Raw genomic sequence first — 22,407 nt, forward strand, 5'->3', positions numbered from 1 at the left:
CGTCCGCGGACACGAGGGAACCGCTGAGTTCACTTACGGAGTCCCCGTGGCGGTTAACGTCAACCGTGGTCTTCACGTGGTGCGATTCGCCGCTATGATGGAGGGGTTGAAGCGCCGTTCTCGCGCCGAGTTTCGACACGGCTGACTGTGTATGCGTCTTCCCGCCGGCCCCCAAACGTTGAGGGCTTACGGGGGCGTCTGACCGATACCCCGCGATTTTACCGAATTTCTTATGTTGCGGGTTTATACTCCGCCACGACTATCGGCATGAAAGGCCTCGTCAATGCAATTCGGGAATAACAACAATAATCAGGGCAACCAGCCACCGCGCGGGCCCGATGGCCAACCCCCTCAGCCGCCTCAACAAGACTGGCGCCGGTGGGTGTGGCCCGCGCTCCTCGTGCTGTTCCTGGTCTGGACACTGCTGACCCTGCCCGACCTGTTGGGCGGCCGCTCGAGCGGCAGCCAAGTGCTCATCAGCTACAGCGAACTTTTCGCGCAGACCGAGGCGGGCAACGTCTCGCAGCTCGTCGTCCGCGACGCAACCGCAACCGGTGCGTTCCGCAATTCCGTGCGTATTCAGGACGCGACCGGCCAGGTGCGCGACTATCCGGGCGGCACGCGCTTCTCGGTCACGCTTCCCACCGACGGCAATGAGCAGTATTACACGCTCGCCCGCGAGAACGGCACCGAGATCGTCTTTCAGCAGACGGAAGTCAACCCGATCCTGTTGTTCCTGATCAATTTCGGCCCGTTGATCCTCATCATCGGCTTCTTCGTGTGGTCGGCGCGGCGCGCGCAGCGCCAGATGGGCGGCGCATTTAACTTTGGCCGCACGCAAGCGCGTGAGTACACCGTCGAGCGTCCGCAGGTCAAGTTCGCCGACGTCGCCGGGCAAGACAGCGCCAAGGCCGAACTCGTCGAGGTAGTCGACTTCCTCAAAGAACCGGACAAGTACATCGCGCTTGGCGCGAAAATCCCGCGCGGCGTGCTGCTGGTCGGCCCGCCGGGCACCGGCAAGACGCTGCTGGCGCGCGCCGTCGCCGGCGAGGCGAACGTGTCGTTCTTCAGCATCGCGGCATCGGAGTTTGTCGAGATGTTCGTCGGTGTCGGCGCCTCGCGCGTGCGTGACCTGTTCCGTCGCGCCAAAGAGAACGCCCCGAGCATCGTGTTTGTGGACGAGATCGACGCAGTCGGCCGCCAGCGCGGCGCAGGACTCGGCGGCGGTCACGACGAGCGCGAACAGACCTTGAACCAGATGCTGGCCGAGATGGACGGCTTCGACCGCACCGAGAGCGTGATCGTCATGGCGGCCACCAACCGGCCCGACGTGCTCGATCCCGCACTGCTGCGTCCGGGCCGCTTTGATCGTCAGGTGACCGTTGGATTGCCCGACAAGTCCGGCCGTGAGGCGATCCTCAAGATTCACACGCGCGACAAGCCGCTCGACAAAGACGTCAAGCTGGGCGACATCGCCAAGAGCACGATCGGCTTCAGCGGCGCCGATCTCGCCAACCTCGCCAATGAGGCGGCGTTGGGCGCGGCCCGCCGCAACCGCAAGCGGATCATGATGCGTGACTTCCTCGATGCTTTCGACCGCATCGTGTTGGGCAACGAACGCCCGCCGCTTTCCAACGAACGCGAACGCATGATCACGGCGTATCACGAAGCCGGCCACGCGCTTGCCGCCGCGCTGACCCCGGGCGCTGACCCGGTGCTGAAGGTGACGATCGTGCCGCGCGGTATGGCTGGCGGCGTGACCGTCTTCATGCCGGAGGACCGGGGCTATCAGTCCGAATCCTACTTGCGTGCGCGCATGGTGACTGGCATGGGTGGCCGCGCAGCCGAACAGATCATCTTCCACGAGGTGACATCAGGCGCCATCTCCGACCTGCGGCAGGTGACGAGCATCGCCCGCGCGATGGTGTCGCAGTTGGGCATGAGCGATTCTGTCGGCCCGCTGAACTTCGGCGACGACGAGCGCCAGCCGTTCCTCGGCTACGCGCTGTCGCAGGGCCGCAACTACAGCGAGGAGACCGCCGCCAAGATCGACGCCGAGGTGCGCCGCTTGGTGGAGGAAGCCTACGCCCAGACTCTCCAGCTCCTGACCCAGCACAAGGACAAGCTGGAGGCGCTGGCGCAGGCCCTGCTCACCAGCGAGGTGATCGGGCAGGAGGAGATGTACAAGATCATCGGCATGGAAGACAAGCTGGCTGAGCTGGCCGAGAACGTCTTCAAAGAGCCGACCTCCAAGGAACCGGTCAAGTCCAACGGCAGCGCGCCGCACAAGGACGAGCCGACGGCTGAGGAGAAAGACGCGCCGAAGGATCAGGACAAGCCGACGGACTTGTCGCTCGATCTGCTGGAGGACGACGACGTGTCGAAGGTCGATCCGGGCGCGGATGACATGATCGACGCGCGCCAGACCGAGTCGGTCGACGACTCGAAGTTCCCGGACACCAAGCCGGGCAAGCCGTCCGGCCCGGTGCATCCGCTCGACCGCCGCACCGGCGACGAGTAGCCCGCACGGAAAGCCCGAGTATTGAACTGCAGCGCCCCGACCGATTGGCCGGGGCGCTGGTGATTCATTTTGGTTGTTGGGGTGGGGTTCGCTCTACTGAAGCTCTGCGCCGGACGATTGCGACGCGCCAAACGCCGGCACGGGCAGCGCCGCGCGCGGCGCATCGTCCGTGTTTGTCACGACACTGAGCGTGACGGCATCCACCGCGATCGATCCCGTGGCGTAGCCCTGTTTGACCATCGTCTTCGCGGAGACGACCGGCGCCGTGAGCGTGGCGGAGACGAACTTCGGCGTTGCTTCGGGAACGTGATCCCACGATGCCGAAGCGTTCAGGTCAAGGCTGATCTTCACCTTCTGTCCATTGGCCAGCGTCAACTTACCGATGACCTTGCCTTCGCCTGTGTAACCCGGGAAGGCATCTGCGTAGAAGTAGAGGAACGCGGTATCCCCAGCCGCGCCGATTGTCCCGCTGTACTTGTTGACGAACTTGGATTTAACGAACGCGTCGCCGACCAGCTTCAGCCCGCAGGTACCAAGCAAGTTCGAGGTCGTGTCGCACAAGCGGATATCGTTGGTGGCATTCTTGCCTTTCCAGAATGCCGCGACGGTGGATACTGGATTGCCGAGCGCATTCAGGCCAATGGCCTCAAAGCTGTGATTGCGTGTCAACACGTGTACTGGACCGTGTTCGATATTGGTGACCTGCGTGGAGTCGCAGCTTTACAGCATGCCGCGGGTCTCGTAGAGCGGCTCCCAGTCCAGTGACCATACGGTTGCGGTTATGTAGAGCGGCGTTCCTGAAGCGAGCGGATAAAGGTCGACGGGAGCCAGTCCACGCATGTTGTAGTAGCCGAAAAACAGGCCTGTCTGACCCGTATCTGGTGCGTACTCCCATGCTGAGTCGCTCACGATCGAGCCGTTATAGACGACGGTCCCGGTCATGTAGACGTTCGTTGACCGATGGCGAAGGATTTGTGCGACAGGACCATTGCAGTTCCCAGAACTCGCGCCAAGAAACACGACGAAGTCTTGTGCGGAACGGTCGTCTTGGGCCGATACACCAGCAACGGCGACTACCACGGCAAGGATCAAGGCGACTGCAATCGGGATTGACCGTAAGACGATTAGCCTGAACATCATTCCTCCACTCTTTATTTGCGGTCGATGGGATGTCCACCTAATCCCCATTTAATGGCGCTTCGCGGGTTTGCGCAACTCGGGCGGAGGTTTGGGGCACCGTAACCAGCAGCTAAAACGCCCCGACCGATTGGCCGGGGCGCTGGTGATTCTCAGGCTGTCTGCGGGCCGGCTAGTCTAGCCGTTCTCCCATGTCCGGGTGCCGCTGGGCACCGGAAGCGTACGTAGTTCAGTCGGTGTGCTGCTGAGTACGGACAGCGTCACGGCATCGAACGCGATGCTGCCGCTTCCGAAACCCTGCTGAAGCTTGACCTTCGCTGAGACGACCGGCGACGTCAGCTTGACTGAAGCGTCGTACGCATAGCCATACGTGCTAGTGCCGGCGCTAATCGCCTCAGGGACGAGCTTGACGACCGCGCCGTTGGCCAGCGTCAGCTTGGCTTGCAGCTTGGCGGCACCACCGTACCCCGCAAAGCCCTGCGCATGAACCAAAAAGTACACAAGGTCCCCTGCCACGCCGATGTTGCCGGTGTACTTCTGCTGGATCTTCGACTTGACCGCGAGGTCCGACACGAACTTGAACCCGCACGCGCCGTTGAACACCGCCGACGCCGGCCCCGGAGGACCGTCACAGGTACGGAAGTCGTTGGTCGTGTTCTTGCCCTTCCAGAACGCGGCAGTTGACGGAATGACACTTACGCCGTCAAAGCCGCCCAGCTCGAAGTTGTGGTTCATCAGCAATTGCGTCGCCGGCCCCGAAGACGAGCTCTTCATGGTGGTTGAGTCACAACTGCTCAGACGCGCGCGGGCCTCGTAGATCGGCTGCCAGTCCGCGGTAAAGATGGTCACGACGAGGTCGATCGGCAGGCCGGGCGTGAGGGGGTAAAGATTGGTGGCATCGCCGCGATCGTTGACGAAGAAGAAACCCCAGCCGCTCGGGCCATAAGCACTCCCCGCCAATTGCAAGACATCGTCGTGGAACTTCACGCCGTTGATGAAGCCTTGGCCGACGAAGATGAGGCCGTCGGTGCGGCTGCGAATATAGTCCATGCCTATGTCATTGCAATTGCTTCCAGCATCGACACCGGTGAACTGAACGAACACGTCGCCACGGGCATCCTGCGCAAGAACGCTAACACTCGTGACGAGCAGCAGCATAATCAACGACAGGACAACGACGAAACGATTGAGAACGCGAACAGACATAACTCCTCCAATGTGCGATAAGGGACATGCTCCCCAGTGAGCAGGACAATCATCTTGGAATCTGTGAAAACGCGCAAGTGGTTTCGCAGTATTATGACACGCCGCCCCAAAACGCCCCGACCGATTGGCCGGGGCGCTGGTGAGTCTGCTATGCGTCTGATGCAGCGGAGCGCGTTAGTGAAGCGGGGCCTCCTGCAGCCCCAATGCACCGAACGATGGCACCGGTAGGACCGAGCGTGGCGCGTCGCCGGCGTTGGTCAACACGCTGAGCATCACAACGTCCAGCGCCACGGAGCCGAGACCCGTGTTCTGTTTGATCATCGTCTTGGCAGCGGTAACCGCTGCAGGAAGGTCCGCGTAAACGAACAGCGGTGTATCAGTTGGCGTCCACGATGCCAAAGCCGGGACGTCGACGCTCAGCTTCAATATCTGGCCATTCGCGAGCGTGAGCTTGCCGATCACCTTTCCGCCGCCGGTGTAGCCGGGCAAAGCATTGGCGTAGGCTTGCAGCAGCACGATGTCGCCCACCTGTCCGATTCGACCGTTGTACTTGTTGGTGAACTTCGACTTGGTGGCCGGATCGGCGGTGAGCTTCAGACCGCACAGTCCGACGAAATTGGCCGTTGTGTCGCAGGTCCGCAAATCGTTGCCGGCGTTCTTGCCCTTCCAGAAAGCAGCCACTGTCGGATCGGGCAAACCTCCGCCGTCTACTCCAACCCCCTCGAAACTATGGTTACGGGTCAATGAGTGGGCAGGTCCGTGTTCGTTGCTGGACAGCACCAGCGAGTCGCAGCTTGCCAGCGTTACACGTGACTCGTAGATAGGTTCGTGATCAAGTGACCATATCGTAATGATCAACGTCAACTCTTTGCCGGGTGTGAGGGGCCACAGGTTGACCGGCGCCAGCCCGCGTGCGTTGCCATATGCGGTAGCCCAACTGGCCACGCCATCTGCCGGCACGTATTCTGATATGTAGTCCGACACGATGACCCCATCGTAGAACGCAAGCGTCGAAATCAGGACGTTCGTCGAGCGCTGTCGCAACAGGTTGAGTGAATTGTTGCTGCAAGTGCTCCCCGGATTGACGCCGAGGACTACCAGATAGTCCGAGGCCGAGCGTTCTTCCTGTGCGGTGACCGTGCTGGACATCAGGACGGCCAGAAGCACAACCACCACGAGCGTCAAAGTCAGGTTGGATTTCATCGGGCTCTCTCCTATTGGCATTTCGGTTATTGGTCGAAACATCAGTCACCCTTAGCGTGTGCCATGTATCACCGGCGCAGTTATCTACTTAATGCTTCTGCCGCCAGCACCTAGCCGCCAAGCAGATTGACCGGCGTCGCGCCGGCCTGCGGCACCGGCAGCGCGCGCAGCGGTGTATTCGAGTTGGTGAACACCGAAAGCGTTACCGCGTCGAACGCGATGTTGCCTGACCCGAACTTCTGCTGAATGATCACAGACGCCGAGACGATCGGTTTCTGAAGCTTCATGAACGCTTCGAACGGCGTGGCATTCGGGAACGCGCCGTACAGATGCTCTCCCGCAGGCAGCGTCACGGCCAGCGTGTTCGACGTGCCGTCGGCGAAGAACAGCTTGGCCTTGACCTTCGCGCCGCCCGTGTATCCAACAAACGACTGGGCAAACCCGTGCAGGTAGACGATGTCCTTCTTCTGCCCGATGGTCCCGGTATAGGTTTGCTTGATCTTCGACTTGGCAATCGACTCGGCGATGAACAGGAACCCGCAATTGCCGTGGTAGGTCGGAGATGCTGGCCCGGGCGGATCGCACACGCGGCTGTCGTTAAACGTGTTATTCCCTTGCCAGAATACCGCGGCATCCGCGTCAAACGGGGACTGCGTCTCGAAGCTGTGATTCTCCATGAGCTGATGCGCCGGACCGTGTGCCGACGATTTGAGCGTGGTCGAATCGCAGCTTGTGACGACCGCGCGCGCTTCATAGAAGGGCTGCAGGTCCGGCGAATACAGCGTCCAGAACACTTCAACCTTCTTTCCGGGTGTCAGCGGCCACACATCCACAGCTCGGCCTCGGGTGTTTAGGAAACCTTCCTCAAGGAAGACGGACGCCCCGTCAGGGAACGTGTTGTTGAACGGCGCGAAGAAGTCCTGAACAATTTGGCCGTCATAGAGGGTGGTAGCGGCAAAGTAAACCAGTCCCGTCGTTCGAAAATAGCCATCCATGCCGAAGTCCGAGCAGTTACTCGTGCCGCGAACGTTCAGAATGACGATTTCGCTGCCGGTGACACGTTCGTCCTGCGCGGCGGCAGGACCCGCCACGGCAAGGGACATGACAAGGACGAGACCCAAGATCAAAGTCACAACACGTTTCATTGCGCGCTCCAATCGCTGCCTGTTGCACGGAATGTTCTGTGCGAATACCTGCATTAAATGACGAAAAGCAATATTGCGCAACTCGGCCGAGAATCGGCCCACGGCAAGAAGACACCCCGACCGATTGGCCGGGGCGTCTTTTTGACCAAAGGCGCAGTAAATCGTACTACTGATTGTCGTGGCCACTGCTCGAATCACGCGCCGCGGGTACCGGTAGCGCACGTGTTCCATGCGCATTGGTGAACACGGACAGCGACACGGAATCGAGCGACACCGAGCCACTGCCGATGCCCTGCTTGATGACGACCTTCGCCGAAACGATCGGTGCGCTCAACTTCTCCCACGCAAAGTACGGCATTCCGGTATAGCCGGCCGGCGAAGTCGGGATGGGGATAGAAAACTTGATAACACTGCCGTCTGCGAGCACAGCCTTGGCTTTGACTTTGCCCGCGCCCGCATAGCCGGGGCTCGGATTGGCGTAGAAGTTCAGCAGCAGGTTGTCGCCATCGGCGCCGACGGTTCCGTTGTAGATGTTCTTAAACTTCGACGCCACAAGCAGGTCCGCGACAAGATCGAGGCCGCAGTTCCCGACATAGGCATCAGAACCGCCGCACTGACGCGTATCGTTCGCCGCGTTCTTCGGCTTCCAGTAGGCCGCCAGATTGTTATCTGTCACTCCGCCTGCGTCGAGGCCGACCGCCTCGAAACTATGATTCTGTGTGAGCATGTGGGCCGGCCCGTACTGGACTTTCTTCAGTGGGATCGTCAGGTCGGAGCAGTCTTTGACCCGCCCGCGCCACTCGTAGAGTGGCTCCCACTCGTTCGTCCATAGGCCGATGATGATTTCGATCTTGACCCCGGCCGCGAGAGGAAACACATTGACGGGCGCCAGCCCGCGGCTGTTCTGGTGGAAGACACCGAGACCACTGACACCGTTGAGGCCGCTGAAGGTTCCGGCAAAGTCCTGTACGATGACGCCGTTCTGGATCACAAGCATCGTCAGGCGACGGTCTGTGCCGACAAAGCGGTGTGTCGATATGCTGAAACTGCTGCAGTCTCCACCCAGTTCTACGCCGGTCACAATGTAAAATTCGGTCGAACGCAACTCCTCTGCTGAAGTAACACCCACACTGACTAGCGCAAGCACTACGCAGATCGCTACGAGACCGAAGCGCGAGAGATGTTTCATCTCGAACCTCCTTGAGTTCTCGATAGTTGATCTAGGACCGTATTGTCCCCGTTCCCATTGAAAATCTTTACGGGGCGCGCGGCAACCGGCCTCAACACTTGACACGGCGGGCCTCAATGCGAACGTTGGTTTTCCGTAAGGCTTTGTGGATGGAGCGTTGAGTCTACTAGTAGTAGAGCGCCCCGACCGATTGGCCGGGGCGCTGATGACTCTTCGGTATGTCGGTTCCGGGAGCGACTAGCCGCCGAGCAGATCGACCGGCGTCGCGCCAGCCTCCGGCACCGGCAGCGCGCGCACCGACGTGTTCGAGTTGGTAAACACTGACAGCGTCACGGCATCGAACGCGATGTTGCCTGACCCGAACTTCTGCTGAATGATCACCGTCGCCGAGACGATCGGCTTCTGAAGCTTCATGAACGCCTCGAACGGCGTTCCATTCGGGTACGTGCCGTACAGGTCTTCCCCGGATGGCAAGGTGACGGCCAGTGTGTTCGACGTGCCGTCGGCGAACAACAGCTTAGCCTTCACCTTCGCCCCGCCGCTGTAACCGATGAACGACTGCGCGAACCCGTGAAGGTAAGCGATGTCCTTCTTCTGCCCGATGTTGCCGGTATATGTCTGCTTGATCTTGGACTTGGCGCTCGGCTCGGCGATGAACAGGAAGCCACAGTCGCCTTCGTAGGTGGACGACCCCGCACGCGGTGGATCACAGACACGCGTATCGTTGAACGTATTGCTGCCCTGCCAGAACGCGGCCAGATTCGGATCGAGCGCCCCTGCGGAAACGCCTAACGCCTCGAAGCTGTGATTCTCCAGCAGGTTGTGTGCTGGACCATGAGTAGACGACTTTAAGGTCGTCGCGTCGCAGCTGGCGAACACTGCCCGCGCCTCATAGACGGGCTGAAGATCGAGTGTGAACAGCGTCAGGAAATACTCGACCTTCTTACCGGGCGTGAGTGGCCAGACGTTGACGGGCGCCCGGCCTCGGTGGTTGTTGTAACCCAGTGTGGCAGTCCCCACTATGCCAGTCGGATAATTGGCCGAAACGAAGGCATCAGCGACAATCTGGCCCTCGTAGATGGCCGTTGCAGCGAGATACATAGGCTCAGACGTTCGCCCGTAGATTAGAGGGACGAGCTGATTGCAGCTGCTGGTAAAATTCACCCCCAGAATAGTCATTTGGCTTCCGGTCGCGCGTTCGTCCTGCGCGGCGGCAGGCTCCGCCACCGCAACGGACATGATGATGACGACAGCGACGATGAGAGATAGAAGACGCTTCATAGCCCACTCCGGTTCTGCAATGATGCAGGGGCATTCCCTGCAACTACATGAATTGAATTACGAATCGCCATATTGCGCAACACATGTGCGGGGTCTGGGTGTGTAGCTGCGCCAAACTCGCTGTCGCGTGTACGCGAAACAAGAGTACAATTTCGTAGATTTTTGCAGGTTTGGGGTTAGGGAGGGCTTCTCATGGGCGACGTCACGCTCGGCCTCATCGTCTCCGTTATCGGTACCTTTGTGACCGGTGTGTTCACCGCACTTGTGTTCCGGCGTTGGCTCGCCAAGCGCCGCGAGGGACGTCCTGCGCCGCACCTTCTAGCGTGGAGCATCGGCCTGTTGATGTACTTCCTCGGCGTCCTGTCGCAGGTCGTACTATATTTCGCGTGGTCGCCGTTCTTCTTCAGCTTGTGGTACTGGTCGGGTGCGCTGATGGTCGCCGCGTGGCTCGGGCAGGGCACGGTGTACCTATTGGCGCGCAAAGGCAATCTCGCCCGCAACCTGATGATGGTGCTGATCCTCGTCAGCCTGATGACCCTGCCGATGACCTTCATGACGCAGTACCGTGCCGAAAACTGGGAAGCTGGCGAAGACATGACCGAGGTCTACCGCGACGTGACCGACGCCCAAGGCAATGTCGTGCGCGCCGGTATCTTCCCGGCCGAGTCGCGCGGGACGGTGCGCTTCTTCAGCCCGATCATGAACGTATGGGGGACGATCGCGCTGGTCGGCGGCGCGATCTACTCGGCGTTCCTGTTCCGCCGCAAGCAGATCATGCGCGACCGGATGATCGGCAACTTGCTGATCGCGGCAGGCGGGCTGTTCCCGGCATTCGCCGGCGCACTGATCCGGCTTGGCGACCCGTCCTACAAATACTTCGGCGAAATGGCCGGCGCGATCCTGATCTTCATCGGCTTCATGCTGGCATCGCGTGCCGTCGACGACGTGCGCGACGCGGCCGAGGCGCGCAAGCAGCGGCCCGCGCAGGCGGTCGGGGACTAACTGGCATGGCGGAAACAGCCCCTCAATCGGAGCGCAAGAAGCGGGTCTATGTTCAGGGTGTGCCCGAAAAACCGTTCGAGCTGCGCGTCACGCTGTTCGATGGTTTGCTGCTGGCTGCCACAGTGGCGTTCATCGTCGTCGCCATCATCGACGCTGTCTCGCGCTTCGGCGAGCTGAACGCGTATCTGGTCACCCGCGCGGTGCATTACCAGCTCAGCCGATACGGACTGATCGCAGCGGCGGTCATGGGCATTGTGGCGTTCGTACTCGGCGTCGTGCGAAAAGACGACGTAACGCCGTGGTTCCGGCGTGGGGCGTACGTCGTGTTCGGGTCCATGCTGCTGCAAGCGATCCTCGGCTTCGTGCTGCTGCTGGTGTTCGGTGTGCAGCCCGGCCAACCCGAACACATCGTGTACGGAATCGCGACCGCGGCTTGCCTGCCGTTCTTCATCTTCGTCGAGACGACCGCAAAGAAACGTCCGGCGATGGGTAGCTACATCTGGGCGTTCGTGCTGCTGGCCGGCGTGGTCGTCCGCGCGATCGGCACCGGGCCGGCCGTCTGACCGTCGTCGCAAAGAATCAAACGCCCCGGCAAAAACCGGGGCGTTGTGCCGCGCTGATCACATCGGCACGTGATGTGGAGCCTCAGAACGGGATCGTCGCCGCCGGGTTGCCTCGTATGCCGTTATACATCAGCTCGAAGTGCAGGTGCGGACCGGACGAGTTGCCGGTCGATCCGACCGCACCGATCACTTGGCCGATGCTGACGACCTGCCCGCAGCGCACGTTGACCGCGCTCATGTGGCCGTAGAGCGTTTGGAACGGCCCTGACGACAGCACGACGGCATAGCCGTAGCCCCAGTCGCTCCACCCGGCAAAGATCACTCGCCCGCTGTTGGCCGCCATGACCGGCGCGCCGACACTCGCGGCGAGGTCGATCCCCGGATGCCATTCCGCGTATCCGCGAGTGATCGTATAGCCGTTTAACGGGCGCTGCCAGCCGACTGATGGGCCGATCTCTTGCGCGCCGCAGCTTCCCGGCCCGGCATTGAACGACACGGTGTTGGGCGGCGCGGACGATCCGGTTCCGCTCCCGCTCGACGTGCCCTGCACGATCGGCGGCGACCAGTTGATATTTTCGCCCGTGCCGCCGGGGATGAACACACGCATTCCGACCGGCGGGACCATATCCGGCGTGTACCCCTTGAGCTGGTTGTACTCGCTGTCGATGACCACGTACGGATCGTCAACCTTATAGTACTCGGAGATGTCGCGGATGGTCGCATCGCCCACGGCGATATGCGCCACACCGTCGACCGGCGGAATGTACAGGATGTCGCCGGGGATCAGCGTCCAGAGCTGGCGGCGGTCGTTGCTCCACGCGATGCTGTTCTGCTCGAGGCCGAAGCGCTGCGCGATGTCCGACACTGTGTCGCCGCGCTGGATGACGTACTCGATGACGGTGTTGCGCGGCCGATCCGGGATGATCGTGAACGGGTCGAGGCCGTCACGCGAAATCACGAACGGGTTAGGACCGCCGACCGCCTGCACCGGTCGTTCCAAAAGCTGCGCGATCAACCCGCCATCGACCGTCGGCAGCGCCTCCGGCACGACAACTTCGGGGGCTGTGGTCGCAGTCGCCGCGTCCTGTGGGGCTGAGGTCGGCTGTGGCAAGGTAGCGGTCGCAGCGGGTGAATCCGTGTTGGCAATCATGACCTGCTCGCTCGGCGGCCCGGTCTGCGGGTCGACCAGCAGCACGATCAGCGCGCCAATGACGAACAAGAGCGTTCCGCCGAGGCTGATCAGCCCGAACAAACCGGGCCCACGGCGGCGGGGCGGCGGCGCATTCAACATCGGTACGGTGGTGGTTGGACGGGTATCGTCCGGCCGGACCGGGGGTTCTTCGAACATACAGTACATTCCTCCGTGCGGAAACCGCACGCGAGCAGATTAGCACCGCGCCATGCCGGTGACAACCGCGGCTTTCAGGCGATTGGACTACGCCAACGCCGCAGTTCCCCGCTGGCCGCTTGTGCGCCGGGCCGGCTCTGCTACAATCGCGTTGAGCACAAGGGAGTACCTGCATGGCCAAGAAGTTAATTCTGATCGCCGCGCTGATCGTCACCGTGAGCATGGTGGCCGCGGCGTGTGCGCAATCGCCGATGATCGTCTACATCGTGGTGACGGCGACACCCGAAGGCGCGACTCCGAGCGTATCCGCCGAACCGACTCAAGCCCCGACGGTGGCGGTTGCCACGACCTCGCCCAGCGAGATGACCACCGCGACGGCCGACGAGCCGAACTCACAACCACGCGTCGAAGCTGCGCCGACCAACACCGTACGCCAGATCTACGTTGCCGAGCAGCCGTTCGAGCGCGGGCGCATGTTCTGGCTTGAGCCGACCGGCCAGATCTGGGTGATGATCGAGACCGAGCCGGGTGTCGGCCTGTGGCAGGTCTACGAAGACCTGTTCCAAGAAGGCGATATGGAATTCGACCCGACGCTGACCGCGCCCGAAGGTTTGCTGCAGCCCGTGCGCGGCTTCGGGTTGATCTGGCGCGGCAACGAAGAAGTGCGCGAAGGGTTGGGCTGGGGTGCCGATATCGAGGTCGGCTTCGTCACCAACTACGAGTATGAACCGGGTGGCGACGTGGTGGATGGTGTATTCCAACAGGGCCCGGGCTATCATTACCTGCAAAACCAGTACGGTCAGTGGTTCCGGTTCAACGAGATCAACGGGACGTGGCAGTCAGTGCAGCGCACCGCTCCCACCCCGACCCCGACGAACGGCACGGCCGACAGCTAACGCAGAGGACTGATGCCCTACCATCTCGATACGCTGGCGATTCACGCCGGTCAGGAGCCCGATCCGACGACCGGCGCGATTATGACGCCGATCTATCAGACATCGACCTACGTGCAGGCCGCACCGGCCGAGCACAAAGGCTACGAATACAGCCGCACCGACAACCCGACCCGCTCGGCACTGCAAGAGTGCGTCGCGGCCATCGAGGGCGGTAAGTTCGGGCTGGCGTTCGCCAGCGGGCTGGCCGCCATCGACACGATCATGCGCCTGTTCAACCCCGGCGATCACATCATCGTCGGGGATGACGTGTACGGCGGCACGTTTCGCTTGTTCGAGAGAGTCCTCGCGCGTTACGGCCTGACGTTCAGCTGGGTCGACCTGACCGATCTGGATGCGGTGAAAGCGGCGTTTACCCCGGCGACCCGCCTGCTGTGGCTGGAGACGCCGACCAATCCGATGCTGCGCCTTGCCGATATCGCCGCGCTGGCCGCGCTTGCCCCCGAGCGCGTGCTGGTGGCCGTCGACAACACGTTTTGCAGCCCCGCTATCCAACAGCCCCTGCTGCTGGGTGCGGACATCGTGATGCACAGCAGCACGAAGTATCTTGGGGGCCACTCCGACGTGGTTGGCGGCGTGATCGCGCTCAACGACCCGGAGATTTACGCCCAACTGAAGTTTCTGCAGAACGCCATCGGCGCGGTGCCGGGGCCGCTGGACTGCTTCCTCACCCTGCGCGGCATCAAGACCCTCGGCGTGCGCATCGAACGGCACAGCAGCAACGCCACCGCCGTCGCGCGCATGCTCGAAGACCACCCTGCCGTCCGGCAGGTCATCTACCCCGGCCTCGACAGCCACCCCCAGTACGCACTGGCACAGCGCCAAATGCGCCTCCCCGGCGGCATGATCTCGGTGATCCTCGACACCGCCGAACAGGCGCATCGCCTCGTCACGCGGACGAAGCTGTTCGCACTCGCCGAGTCGCTGGGCGGCGTGGAGAGCTTGATCGAGCACCCGTACAGCATGACTCACGCCAGCACCGCCGACAGCGACATCGCCGTGCCCCCGCAGTTGGTGCGCCTGAGCGTCGGCATCGAGAACGTCGACGACCTGATCGACGACTTGCGGACGGCGCTGGCCGACTGACAACCGTTGAAGCGGACTTGCCTTAACGCCTTGTTGAAGTGTTGACAACGTCACGCTAAAATTCCGCCCATTCGGGGGTAGGAACGAAAGCTCACGCCATGACAACTATCTTGGCCATCTCGAGTTATCTCAAGGGCGAGGACCTCTTGTACGAATCCAAACGACAAGGGGCGCGTACGCTGCTCTTGACCGAGGAGAAGCTCAAGGACGAGTGGCCGCGGGACGCTGTCGACGAGATGTTCCAGATGCCCAATCTCAGCAAGCTCCCGGACGTTCTCTACGCGGTATCGTATCTGGCGCGGACTCAGAAGATCGACGCAATCATCCCGCTGGACGAGTACGACGTCGAAATGGCGGCGATCCTGCGCGAACATCTACGTTTGCGCGGCATGGGCATGACCCAGACCAAGAACTTTCGCGACAAGCTGGCGATGCGAGAAGTCACGTCGCGCGCCGGGCTGCGCGTGCCGGCCTTCGTCGGCGTCATCAACCACGAGGACATCCACGCGTATACCGACCATGTCTCGCCGCCGTGGGTGCTCAAGCCGCGGCTGGAAGCCGGCGCGATGGGCATCAAGCGCGTGGCGAACAAGGACGAACTGTGGTGGTTCATCAACGAATTGGGCGATCAAGCCTCGTTCCGCGTGCTGGAGCAGTACGTCCCGGGCGACGTGTATCACGCCGACGCGCTCACGGTGAACGGCGAAACGATCTTCGTCAACGTGTCGCGCTACGGCAGGCCGCCGCTCAACGTCAGCCATGACGGCGGCGTATTCACGACCTACACGCTGCCGGCCAGCGACCCGGACGCCGAAGCCATCATCCGCATGAATCGTCAGGTGATCGAGGCGTTAGGGCATAGCCATGGCCCGACCCATGCCGAGTTCATCAAGGGTCACGCCGACGGCGAGTTCTATTTCTTGGAGATCGCCGCCCGTGTCGGCGGCGCGCACATTGCCGACCTCGTCGCCGCGACGACCGGCGTAAACCTGTGGGCAGAGTGGGCCAAGCTGGAAATCGCCACCGCGCGCGGCGAACCGTACAGCCTTCCCCCGCTCAAGAACCTGCACGGCACGCTTTTGGTTTGCCTCGCCAAGCAGGAATGGCCGGACCTCAACACCTATAACGCGCCGGAAGTGGTCTGGCGCATCCACAAGTCGCACCACGCGGGGTTGATCATCGCCGGTGAAGAACGCGACACGATCGACGCCCTGCGCGCCGAGTACGGCGAGCGTTTCGTTCGGGATTTCCTCGCCGTCGCACCGGCGCGCGAAAGCCATCTCGACGCCTAGCATGCCTGTGTATTGCCGACCTGATTCGAACGCCCGCCCGTGGATCACGCGCTGCCTGCCGGACAGCCCCCGCTAATGCCTGTCCTGACGTCGAACTATCCCGCCGCCCAACCCGGCACGCCCTCGCTGCGACCGACGCCGGAGCGGGTCGGCGCACTGAGCGACTTTACCGGCACGGGCGTAACCATCGCGGTGATCGACAGCGGCTTCTATGCGCATCCCGACCTGCGCGGGCGCATCCGCGTCCACGTCGACGCCACGACCGACGACATCGTCGAGTCGCAGAGTGTGTCCAAGTCGCCGGCATATAGCTGGCACGGCATGATGACCAGCGTGATTTGCGCCGGGGACGGATGGCGCAGCGGCGGGAAGTACCGCGGCATCGCCAGCGGCGCCGAGCTTGTGCTGGTCAAGATCAGCAGTCCCAAGAACGAGGTCAAAGAGGTCGACATACAGCGCGGGCTGGAGTGGGTGCTGGCCAATCACCGCCGCTACCACATCCGGGTCGTGAACCTGTCGGTCGGCGGCGACTTCGTCAGCTACGACGGCCAACATCCGCTGCATCTGGTGATCCGCACGCTGACGCAAGAAGGCGTGATCGTGGTCGCGGCCGCCGGCAACCGCCCGGTGAATCACCTGCTGCCGCCCGCCTCGTCGGCCGAAGCCATTACCGTAGGCGGGCTGGACGACAACAACACCGACGACCGCAGCGAATGGCGCCTCTACGGGCACAACAGCGGGCTGGCCTACGACGGCTCGGACAAGCCGGATCTGGTCGCGCCGGCGCGTTGGATCGCATCGCCGATCATGCCAAGCACGCCGGTCGCGTGGGAGGCGTTCTGGATTGGTCCGCTGCTGGAGAATTCAGCGAAACATCCGATCCGCCAGCTCATGGAGTCTGGAAGCGCCGACAGGGGCCTGACCAAGCTGTTCGGCCAACCATACAGCCCCAACTTGCTGAGCACGTTGCAGGCGCGCGCTTACGAACATAAACTCATCGACGCGTACCACCAGCACGTCGACGGCACATCGGTCGCCACGCCGATTGTGACGTCGGTGATCGCGCAGATGCTCGAAGTCAATGCGGAACTGACGCCGGCGCAGGTCAAAGCCGTGCTCAAGCGGACAGCTCAGGTGCTGGAGGACGCGCCGTCAACCCGGCAGGGGGCCGGGGTGCTCGATGCCGCCGCTGCAGTGCGCATGGTGCGCGCTGGCGGCTTCTAGGGGAAACGATCACTATGAATCGCGAATACCACCGCTGGTACAGTCCGTCGCTTCAGCGGGACATGGAACTGCTCATTTTCGGACATGCCGGCGCGCGGGTACTCGTATTTCCCACCAGCCGCGGCAAGTATTACGAGTGGGAAGACCGCGGCATGTGGAACAAGCTGTCGTGGTTCATCGACAATGGACACTTGCAGTTCTACTGCGTCGACAGCGTCGACGGCGAAAGTTGGTACAACCGTCATGCGCATCCGGGCCAGCGCGCGTGGCGGCAGACGCAGTATGACAACTACCTGTATAACGAGGTCGTGCCGCTGTCGCGCAGCAAGAACCCGAATCCGTTCATGATCACGCTGGGGGCGAGCTTCGGCGCGTACCACGCGATGAACTTCGGCCTCAAGCACCCGGACGCGGTCGGGCGTATCCTCGGCCTGAGCGGGATTTACGACATCAGCTACTGGACGGACGGCTGGAATGGCGAGCACGTCTACCTCAACAACCCGACGTGGTACATCCCCGGCGAGAACGACCCGCGCCGGATCGCCATGCTGCAGCAGCTCGACATCATCATGGTAGCCGGCAGCGACGACCCGCTGCTCGATCGTTCCCGGACGATGAGCCGCGTGCTGTGGTCGAAGGGCATCGGCAACGCCCTGCGCGAGTGGAACGGCTGGAATCACGACTGGGGCTACTGGGAGCAGATGATCCGCGCGTACATCGGCGGACACGACTAGACGCAACCCGGGCTGCCGCACGCTGTGTGAGCGGCCTTGCTAAACGAAGAGAAGGCTCGCATCGAGCCGGGAGCGTGAACTATGGCAGAACCGTTGAAGATTGGATTGTTTGTCGGGCGCGAGTGGTCGTTTCCGCCCGCGTTCATCGAAGAGGTCAACAAGCGGAACGAGGGCGTGGTCGCCGAGTTCATGAACATCGGCGGGACGCGCATGAACGAAGCGGTGCCGTACCGCGTCATCATCGACCGCATCAGCCACGAAGTGCCGTATTACCGGTCGTTCCTCAAGAACGCGGCGCTGCAAGGGGTGAAGGTCGTCAACGACCCATTCATGTGGTCGTCCGACGACAAGTTCTTCGACGCCAGCCTCGCCGACCAGTTGGGCGTGGCGCATCCGAAGACGGTCGTGCTGCCCAACCACAGCTACGTCCCCGGCATCGTGCCCAACGAGAGCCTGCGCAACCTGACCTACCCGCTCGACTGGTATACGCTGGTCGAGTACGTCGGCGGCTTCCCGGTGATCCTCAAGGATGCCCACGGCGGCGGCTGGCAGGACGTGTACGTGGCGCACAGCATGGAAGAGCTGTGGCACTACTACAACCAGTCCGGCCTGCTGACGATGGTCTTGCAGGAGTACATCACGTGGGACAACTACGCGCGCGTGATGTGCCTCGGCCAAAATGACATCTACGTGATGAAGTACAAGCCCGGCCGCCACGGCGCGGGCCGCTACTTCGAAGAGCACGACTTCTCGCGCGAGCTGTACGACCGCATCGTGCGCGACAGCATCGCGCTGGTCGAGGCGCTCGGCTACGACATGAACACGGTCGAGTTCGCCATTCGCGACGGCATCCCTTACGCCATTGACTTCATGAACCCGGCGCCGGACATGGACATCAACTCGCTCGGCAAGAAGCACTTCGAGTGGATGGTGACGCACATGGCCGATATGTGCATTCGGCTGGCCAAGTCGGACGCGTCGACCGGATCGCGCTACGTGTGGTACGAAAAGGCGAATAACGCCCGGAGCAAATAGCCATGATTCAGCAGGCCATCCAGCACTACCACGATCTGCTCGTCGGCGGCCTTGCTGAAGAGACGCACCAACAGCTCATGGAGTGGCAGCGCGAGCGCCGCCTGTATTTTGGCGCCGTGCCGGTCTGCCGCGTGCTGCGCCCGCACTTCTACAACGTCGAGGCGTGGGAGTACCTGCGCGAGCGCACGGCGCTGGTGCTGAGCGCCTTCCGCAAGGCGCACGACGCCGCCATGAACGACGCCAAGCTGCGCGAACAGCTCGACCTCGAGCCGTACGAGGAGGAGATGCTGCACTTCGATAAGGAAGCGCGCATCGACACGCCGTGGACGTCCTCGCGGCTCGACTCGTTCTTCCGGCCCGAGACCGGCTACCTCAAATTCGTCGAGTACAACGCCGAGACTCCGGCCGGCATCGGCTACGGCGACACGCTGACCGGCGTGTTCGAAGACCTGCCGGTGTTCCACCGCTTCCAGCAGCGCTACCGCGTTCAGCCGACGCGCGGCATGAGCCACCTGCTAGAGTGCATCCTGCGCGGTTACCGCGAGTGGGGCGGCCATGACCGTCCGCAGATCGCCGTGCTGGATTGGGCCAACGTGCCGACCCGCAACGAGCACTACATGAGCGCCGAGTACTTCGAGTCGCACGGCTATACGTCGATCGTGACCGAGCCGGAGGCGCTCGAATACCGCGACGGCGGGCTGTATCAGGGTGACTTCAAGGTCGACATCATCTACAAGCGCGTGCTGTGCACCGAGTTGATCCACCAGCTCGGCATGCAGCACGACGTGGTGCGCGCGGTGCGCGACGGCGCGGTGTTCATCACCAACTCGTTCAGCGCCAAGCTGCTGGCGAAGAAGGCGTCGCTGGCGGTGTTGAGCGACGAGACCAACGCGCACCTGTTCTCCCCGCGCGAGCTGGAGGCGGTCGCCGCGCATATCCCGTGGACGCGCCGCGTGCAGGATCGCAAAACGACCTACGAGGGGCAGGAGATCGACCTGCTGGAGTGGGTGGCCGACAACCGGCACAAGCTGGTGATCAAGCCCAACGACGAGTACGGCGGCAGCGGAGTCATCATCGGCTGGGAGGTCGACAGCGACCGCTGGAACGCGGCGATCGGGCACGCCATGACCACCCCGCACGTGGTGCAGGAGCGCGTGCAGACCATCGAGCGCGACTACGCGGCGATGATCGACGGCCGGCTCGACATCAGCAAGCGGTACGTGGACGCCGACCCGTACGCCTACTACGGCGAGCGCATCGAAGGCTGTCTGACGCGCCTGTCCGGCAGCGCCCTGCTCAACGTCACCGCCGGCACCGGGTCGGTCGTGCCGGTGTTCGTGATCGAAGAGACCGGGGCGTAGAGACGCCGAACATCCCCGCCGGCACCACCCACCTGCCGGCGATGAAGATGGCCGAACGCTGCGCGGCTCGCGGACGCAATGTGATGTGGGAGGCGGGAGCGTAGTCATGCTCTATAATGGTTGCGAGATTTCGTTCCTAGTGTCGGACGTAGAAACCTCCTGCTGTTACAATATACGTACGAATTTGAGGTCTTTTCGGGAGAAGTCGTTATGGCTGATGCTCAATTCTCACGGCAAGACTTGATCGATCAGGTTCAGGATGTAGCTCGACGCCTACAACACGACAGAGTCTCGCGTTCAGAGTTTTTGCGAGAAAGCGGTATTTCGGAGTGGCATATCCTCAGCATTTCGAGTCATGGAACGATCTAGTAGAGAGTGCCGGTCTAAAACCGACTGTCGTTACCCGAATCGATGACGATGAACTGTTCCGTTCAATGTACGATGTATTCATGAAGTACCAAGGCATTCCGACTCGCACAAAATTCAGGAAACTATGTGAGTATAGTGATTACGTCTACACCAAGAGATGGGGACGGTGGGACAATGTGCTATCACATTTTCGAGACTGGATTGATAAAGAGGGACTGACCTTTCCGTACTCGGCGGCGCTTCCCGTTTTCCATTCGGGTCTAGCCTCAACAGATGATGTCGCTGCTGCCAATTCAGACTCAGCGCAATCCAGATTCTGGACAGGAAGTCAGAACCGTCAGTACGGGCAATTTCTCAACTTCCGGGGTCTCCAACACGCTCCCATAAATGAGCAAGGTGTGGTATTCCTATTTGGAATCGTTGCTTTTGAGCTTGGCTTTGTAGTTGAAAGCGTTGCCTCAGGATATCCCGATTGTGAGGCTAAACGACGAATAGCTAGAGACCGCTGGGAGCGAATAAGCATAGAATTTGAGTTCAGAAGCAAGAACTTCCTATCACATGGACACGATCCTTCCAAGTGCGATCTGATAGTCTGTTGGTTTGACGATTGGGGTGAAGATAGTCCAATAGAGGTTCTTGAACTCAAGACGGCAATACGCGATTTGACGCCCTCGGTTTAAGGCTCCTTATAGTCAGTTTTACTAACCCACGGGCGACCTGACGGCACGGCACGAACCGCGCACCCCGCAGAGGCCCTCACGGCGGGTCGAGCGGAAGCACTTCCAGCTTCACGCTCTTGTCGGCGAACATGTGGAACACGAAGAAGCGCTTGTCCGGGTGCAGGCGCTTGCACTCGTTCATCGCCTCAATGATGAGCTGCAGGTTCTTCGGGTCGTCGTCGCTCATGCCGAACTGGTGCGGCAGGCTCGGGCCGTGCGTCCCCAGCCCGACCTCCACCGACCGGATGATCGCCAGCTTCTTGAGCGCCGGGATGGTGTAGTGCAGGTTCTCGTCGCCCAGTTCGAGCCGCGCCGGGATATGGCTCACCGGATAGATGGTCAGGTAGTTCGGCTCCGCGGCGATGAACCCGGCCTCTTCAACACCCAGATCCCCCGGATCACGTTCGGGTGGTGGCCCGCGGTGATGATCGACAGCGGCCGGCCCTTGGCGCAGGCGTGCTCGAAGAATTCCCACGACGGCGCCTGCCACTCGTCCGGCGATTTGGTCTCGATCACATGCCGGATGTCCGCGACGAAGTGTTGTTGATCGGGCGACTCGAGCTGCTCGTCCGGGATATCGCGGAAGTGCTGATACGACCCCTCGAAGACGGCGAAGTCCTGCCACTCGCCCGGCACGCCCAACCGCGCCGCGATCTGGGCGTATTGGCCGGTGCTCACGCTCTCGATTGCGCCGGTCATCGTGTTCTGAACGAGGATCGACGTATCCGGATACATGACGTTGTCGTCAAAGTCGAAAAAAGTAGAAGCTCTGCGCCTTCCGGTGGTCATGGGTCTGCGTCCTGCTGCTGTCGCGCGACTCCTCTAGCATACCGCAGGGTTGTCAGCTCAGGCCGACGGCGCGCGGAACTGGCCCGTTCACCTTACCGGCCGATGCAGCGCCCGTGTTCGAGGCCCCAGCTCGATGGCGGCGCGGTAGTGGATGCCGCCGTACAGCCGCGAGATCGCCGCTTCCTCGGCCATCTCCGAGAACGACCGACGATCGCGCCGGCAGTCCGCGGGCATCGTGCGTGTGGTCGGT

At 61.8% G+C, this 22,407-nt stretch carries 21 protein-coding genes; 10 read left to right on the forward strand and 11 right to left on the reverse strand.

The window, feature by feature from the left end:
• Nucleotides 1-283: 283 nt before the first annotated feature.
• Nucleotides 284-2,521, forward strand: coding sequence for an ATP-dependent zinc metalloprotease FtsH (gene ftsH / locus IPM16_19015; GenBank protein ID MBK9125195.1), 2,238 nt, complete (start codon nucleotides 284-286; stop codon nucleotides 2,519-2,521).
• Between the two features lie 93 nt (nucleotides 2,522-2,614).
• Here ftsH and IPM16_19020 read toward each other — a convergent pair whose 3' ends face one another.
• The 7 genes from IPM16_19020 to IPM16_19050 all read right to left on the reverse strand — a co-directional run bounded on the left by IPM16_19020 (nucleotide 2,615) and on the right by IPM16_19050 (nucleotide 9,682).
• Nucleotides 2,615-3,193: a hypothetical protein gene (locus tag IPM16_19020; GenBank protein ID MBK9125196.1), complete on the reverse strand. Its 579-nt coding sequence runs from the start codon at nucleotides 3,191-3,193 to the stop codon at nucleotides 2,615-2,617.
• Nucleotides 3,194-3,241: 48 nt separating this feature from the next.
• A complete protein-coding gene (locus tag IPM16_19025; protein ID MBK9125197.1) occupies nucleotides 3,242-3,661 on the reverse strand; it encodes a hypothetical protein in 420 nt (139 codons plus the stop codon).
• A 174-nt stretch (nucleotides 3,662-3,835) separates the two neighbouring features.
• The gene (locus tag IPM16_19030; protein MBK9125198.1) at nucleotides 3,836-4,864 is read right to left on the reverse strand and encodes a hypothetical protein; all 1,029 of its coding nucleotides are present in this window, start codon (nucleotides 4,862-4,864) and stop codon (nucleotides 3,836-3,838) included.
• A gap of 174 nt (nucleotides 4,865-5,038) precedes the next feature.
• Entirely contained in the window at nucleotides 5,039-6,067 is a 1,029-nt protein-coding gene (locus IPM16_19035) for a hypothetical protein (protein ID MBK9125199.1), read from the reverse strand.
• A 110-nt stretch (nucleotides 6,068-6,177) separates the two neighbouring features.
• Complete coding sequence (locus IPM16_19040; GenBank protein MBK9125200.1) at nucleotides 6,178-7,212, reverse strand: hypothetical protein; 1,035 nt, start codon at nucleotides 7,210-7,212, stop codon at nucleotides 6,178-6,180.
• A gap of 166 nt (nucleotides 7,213-7,378) precedes the next feature.
• Entirely contained in the window at nucleotides 7,379-8,401 is a 1,023-nt protein-coding gene (locus tag IPM16_19045; GenBank protein ID MBK9125201.1) for a hypothetical protein, read from the reverse strand.
• A gap of 237 nt (nucleotides 8,402-8,638) precedes the next feature.
• On the reverse strand, nucleotides 8,639-9,682 hold the full coding sequence (locus IPM16_19050) for a hypothetical protein (protein ID MBK9125202.1): 1,044 nt from the start codon (nucleotides 9,680-9,682) through the stop codon (nucleotides 8,639-8,641).
• Between the two features lie 192 nt (nucleotides 9,683-9,874).
• On the opposite strand from IPM16_19050, the gene IPM16_19055 reads away from it, so the two are divergent.
• On the forward strand, nucleotides 9,875-10,684 hold the full coding sequence (locus IPM16_19055; GenBank protein MBK9125203.1) for a hypothetical protein: 810 nt from the start codon (nucleotides 9,875-9,877) through the stop codon (nucleotides 10,682-10,684).
• Between the two features lie 5 nt (nucleotides 10,685-10,689).
• Nucleotides 10,690-11,247, forward strand: coding sequence for a hypothetical protein (locus IPM16_19060; GenBank protein MBK9125204.1), 558 nt, complete (start codon nucleotides 10,690-10,692; stop codon nucleotides 11,245-11,247).
• Between the two features lie 82 nt (nucleotides 11,248-11,329).
• Here the strand turns inward: IPM16_19060 and IPM16_19065 are convergent, their stop codons facing one another.
• Complete coding sequence (locus IPM16_19065; GenBank protein MBK9125205.1) at nucleotides 11,330-12,595, reverse strand: M23 family metallopeptidase; 1,266 nt, start codon at nucleotides 12,593-12,595, stop codon at nucleotides 11,330-11,332.
• 173 nt (nucleotides 12,596-12,768) lie between these two features.
• On the opposite strand from IPM16_19065, the gene IPM16_19070 reads away from it, so the two are divergent.
• The 7 genes from IPM16_19070 to IPM16_19100 all read left to right on the forward strand — a co-directional run bounded on the left by IPM16_19070 (nucleotide 12,769) and on the right by IPM16_19100 (nucleotide 20,280).
• Nucleotides 12,769-13,491: a hypothetical protein gene (locus tag IPM16_19070; GenBank protein MBK9125206.1), complete on the forward strand. Its 723-nt coding sequence runs from the start codon at nucleotides 12,769-12,771 to the stop codon at nucleotides 13,489-13,491.
• Between the two features lie 12 nt (nucleotides 13,492-13,503).
• Nucleotides 13,504-14,634 carry a cystathionine gamma-synthase gene (locus tag IPM16_19075; protein MBK9125207.1) on the forward strand — a complete coding sequence of 377 codons (1,131 nt, stop codon included), beginning with the start codon at nucleotides 13,504-13,506 and terminating at the stop codon, nucleotides 14,632-14,634.
• A gap of 98 nt (nucleotides 14,635-14,732) precedes the next feature.
• Nucleotides 14,733-15,926: an ATP-grasp domain-containing protein gene (locus tag IPM16_19080; protein MBK9125208.1), complete on the forward strand. Its 1,194-nt coding sequence runs from the start codon at nucleotides 14,733-14,735 to the stop codon at nucleotides 15,924-15,926.
• 75 nt (nucleotides 15,927-16,001) lie between these two features.
• Nucleotides 16,002-17,150: a S8 family serine peptidase gene (locus tag IPM16_19085; GenBank protein MBK9125209.1), complete on the forward strand. Its 1,149-nt coding sequence runs from the start codon at nucleotides 16,002-16,004 to the stop codon at nucleotides 17,148-17,150.
• A 14-nt stretch (nucleotides 17,151-17,164) separates the two neighbouring features.
• Complete coding sequence (locus IPM16_19090; GenBank protein MBK9125210.1) at nucleotides 17,165-17,884, forward strand: esterase family protein; 720 nt, start codon at nucleotides 17,165-17,167, stop codon at nucleotides 17,882-17,884.
• An 81-nt stretch (nucleotides 17,885-17,965) separates the two neighbouring features.
• Nucleotides 17,966-18,919 (forward strand): hypothetical protein, encoded by a 954-nt coding sequence (locus tag IPM16_19095; GenBank protein MBK9125211.1) that lies wholly within the window; start codon nucleotides 17,966-17,968, stop codon nucleotides 18,917-18,919.
• Nucleotides 18,920-18,921: 2 nt separating this feature from the next.
• A complete protein-coding gene (locus tag IPM16_19100) occupies nucleotides 18,922-20,280 on the forward strand; it encodes a circularly permuted type 2 ATP-grasp protein (GenBank protein ID MBK9125212.1) in 1,359 nt (452 codons plus the stop codon).
• A 1,125-nt stretch (nucleotides 20,281-21,405) separates the two neighbouring features.
• Here the strand turns inward: IPM16_19100 and IPM16_19105 are convergent.
• The 3 genes from IPM16_19105 to IPM16_19115 all read right to left on the reverse strand — a co-directional run.
• Entirely contained in the window at nucleotides 21,406-21,696 is a 291-nt protein-coding gene (locus IPM16_19105) for a hypothetical protein (protein ID MBK9125213.1), read from the reverse strand.
• Between the two features lie 11 nt (nucleotides 21,697-21,707).
• Nucleotides 21,708-22,157, reverse strand: a complete 450-nt coding sequence (locus IPM16_19110; protein MBK9125214.1) for a hypothetical protein — start codon at nucleotides 22,155-22,157, stop codon at nucleotides 21,708-21,710.
• A gap of 87 nt (nucleotides 22,158-22,244) precedes the next feature.
• On the reverse strand, nucleotides 22,245-22,407 hold a 163-nt coding region (locus IPM16_19115), incomplete at its 5' end, for a hypothetical protein (protein MBK9125215.1).

Origin of the sequence: Candidatus Flexicrinis affinis (genome assembly GCA_016716525.1) — a bacterium.
GTDB lineage: Bacteria > Chloroflexota > Anaerolineae > Aggregatilineales > Phototrophicaceae > Flexicrinis > Flexicrinis affinis.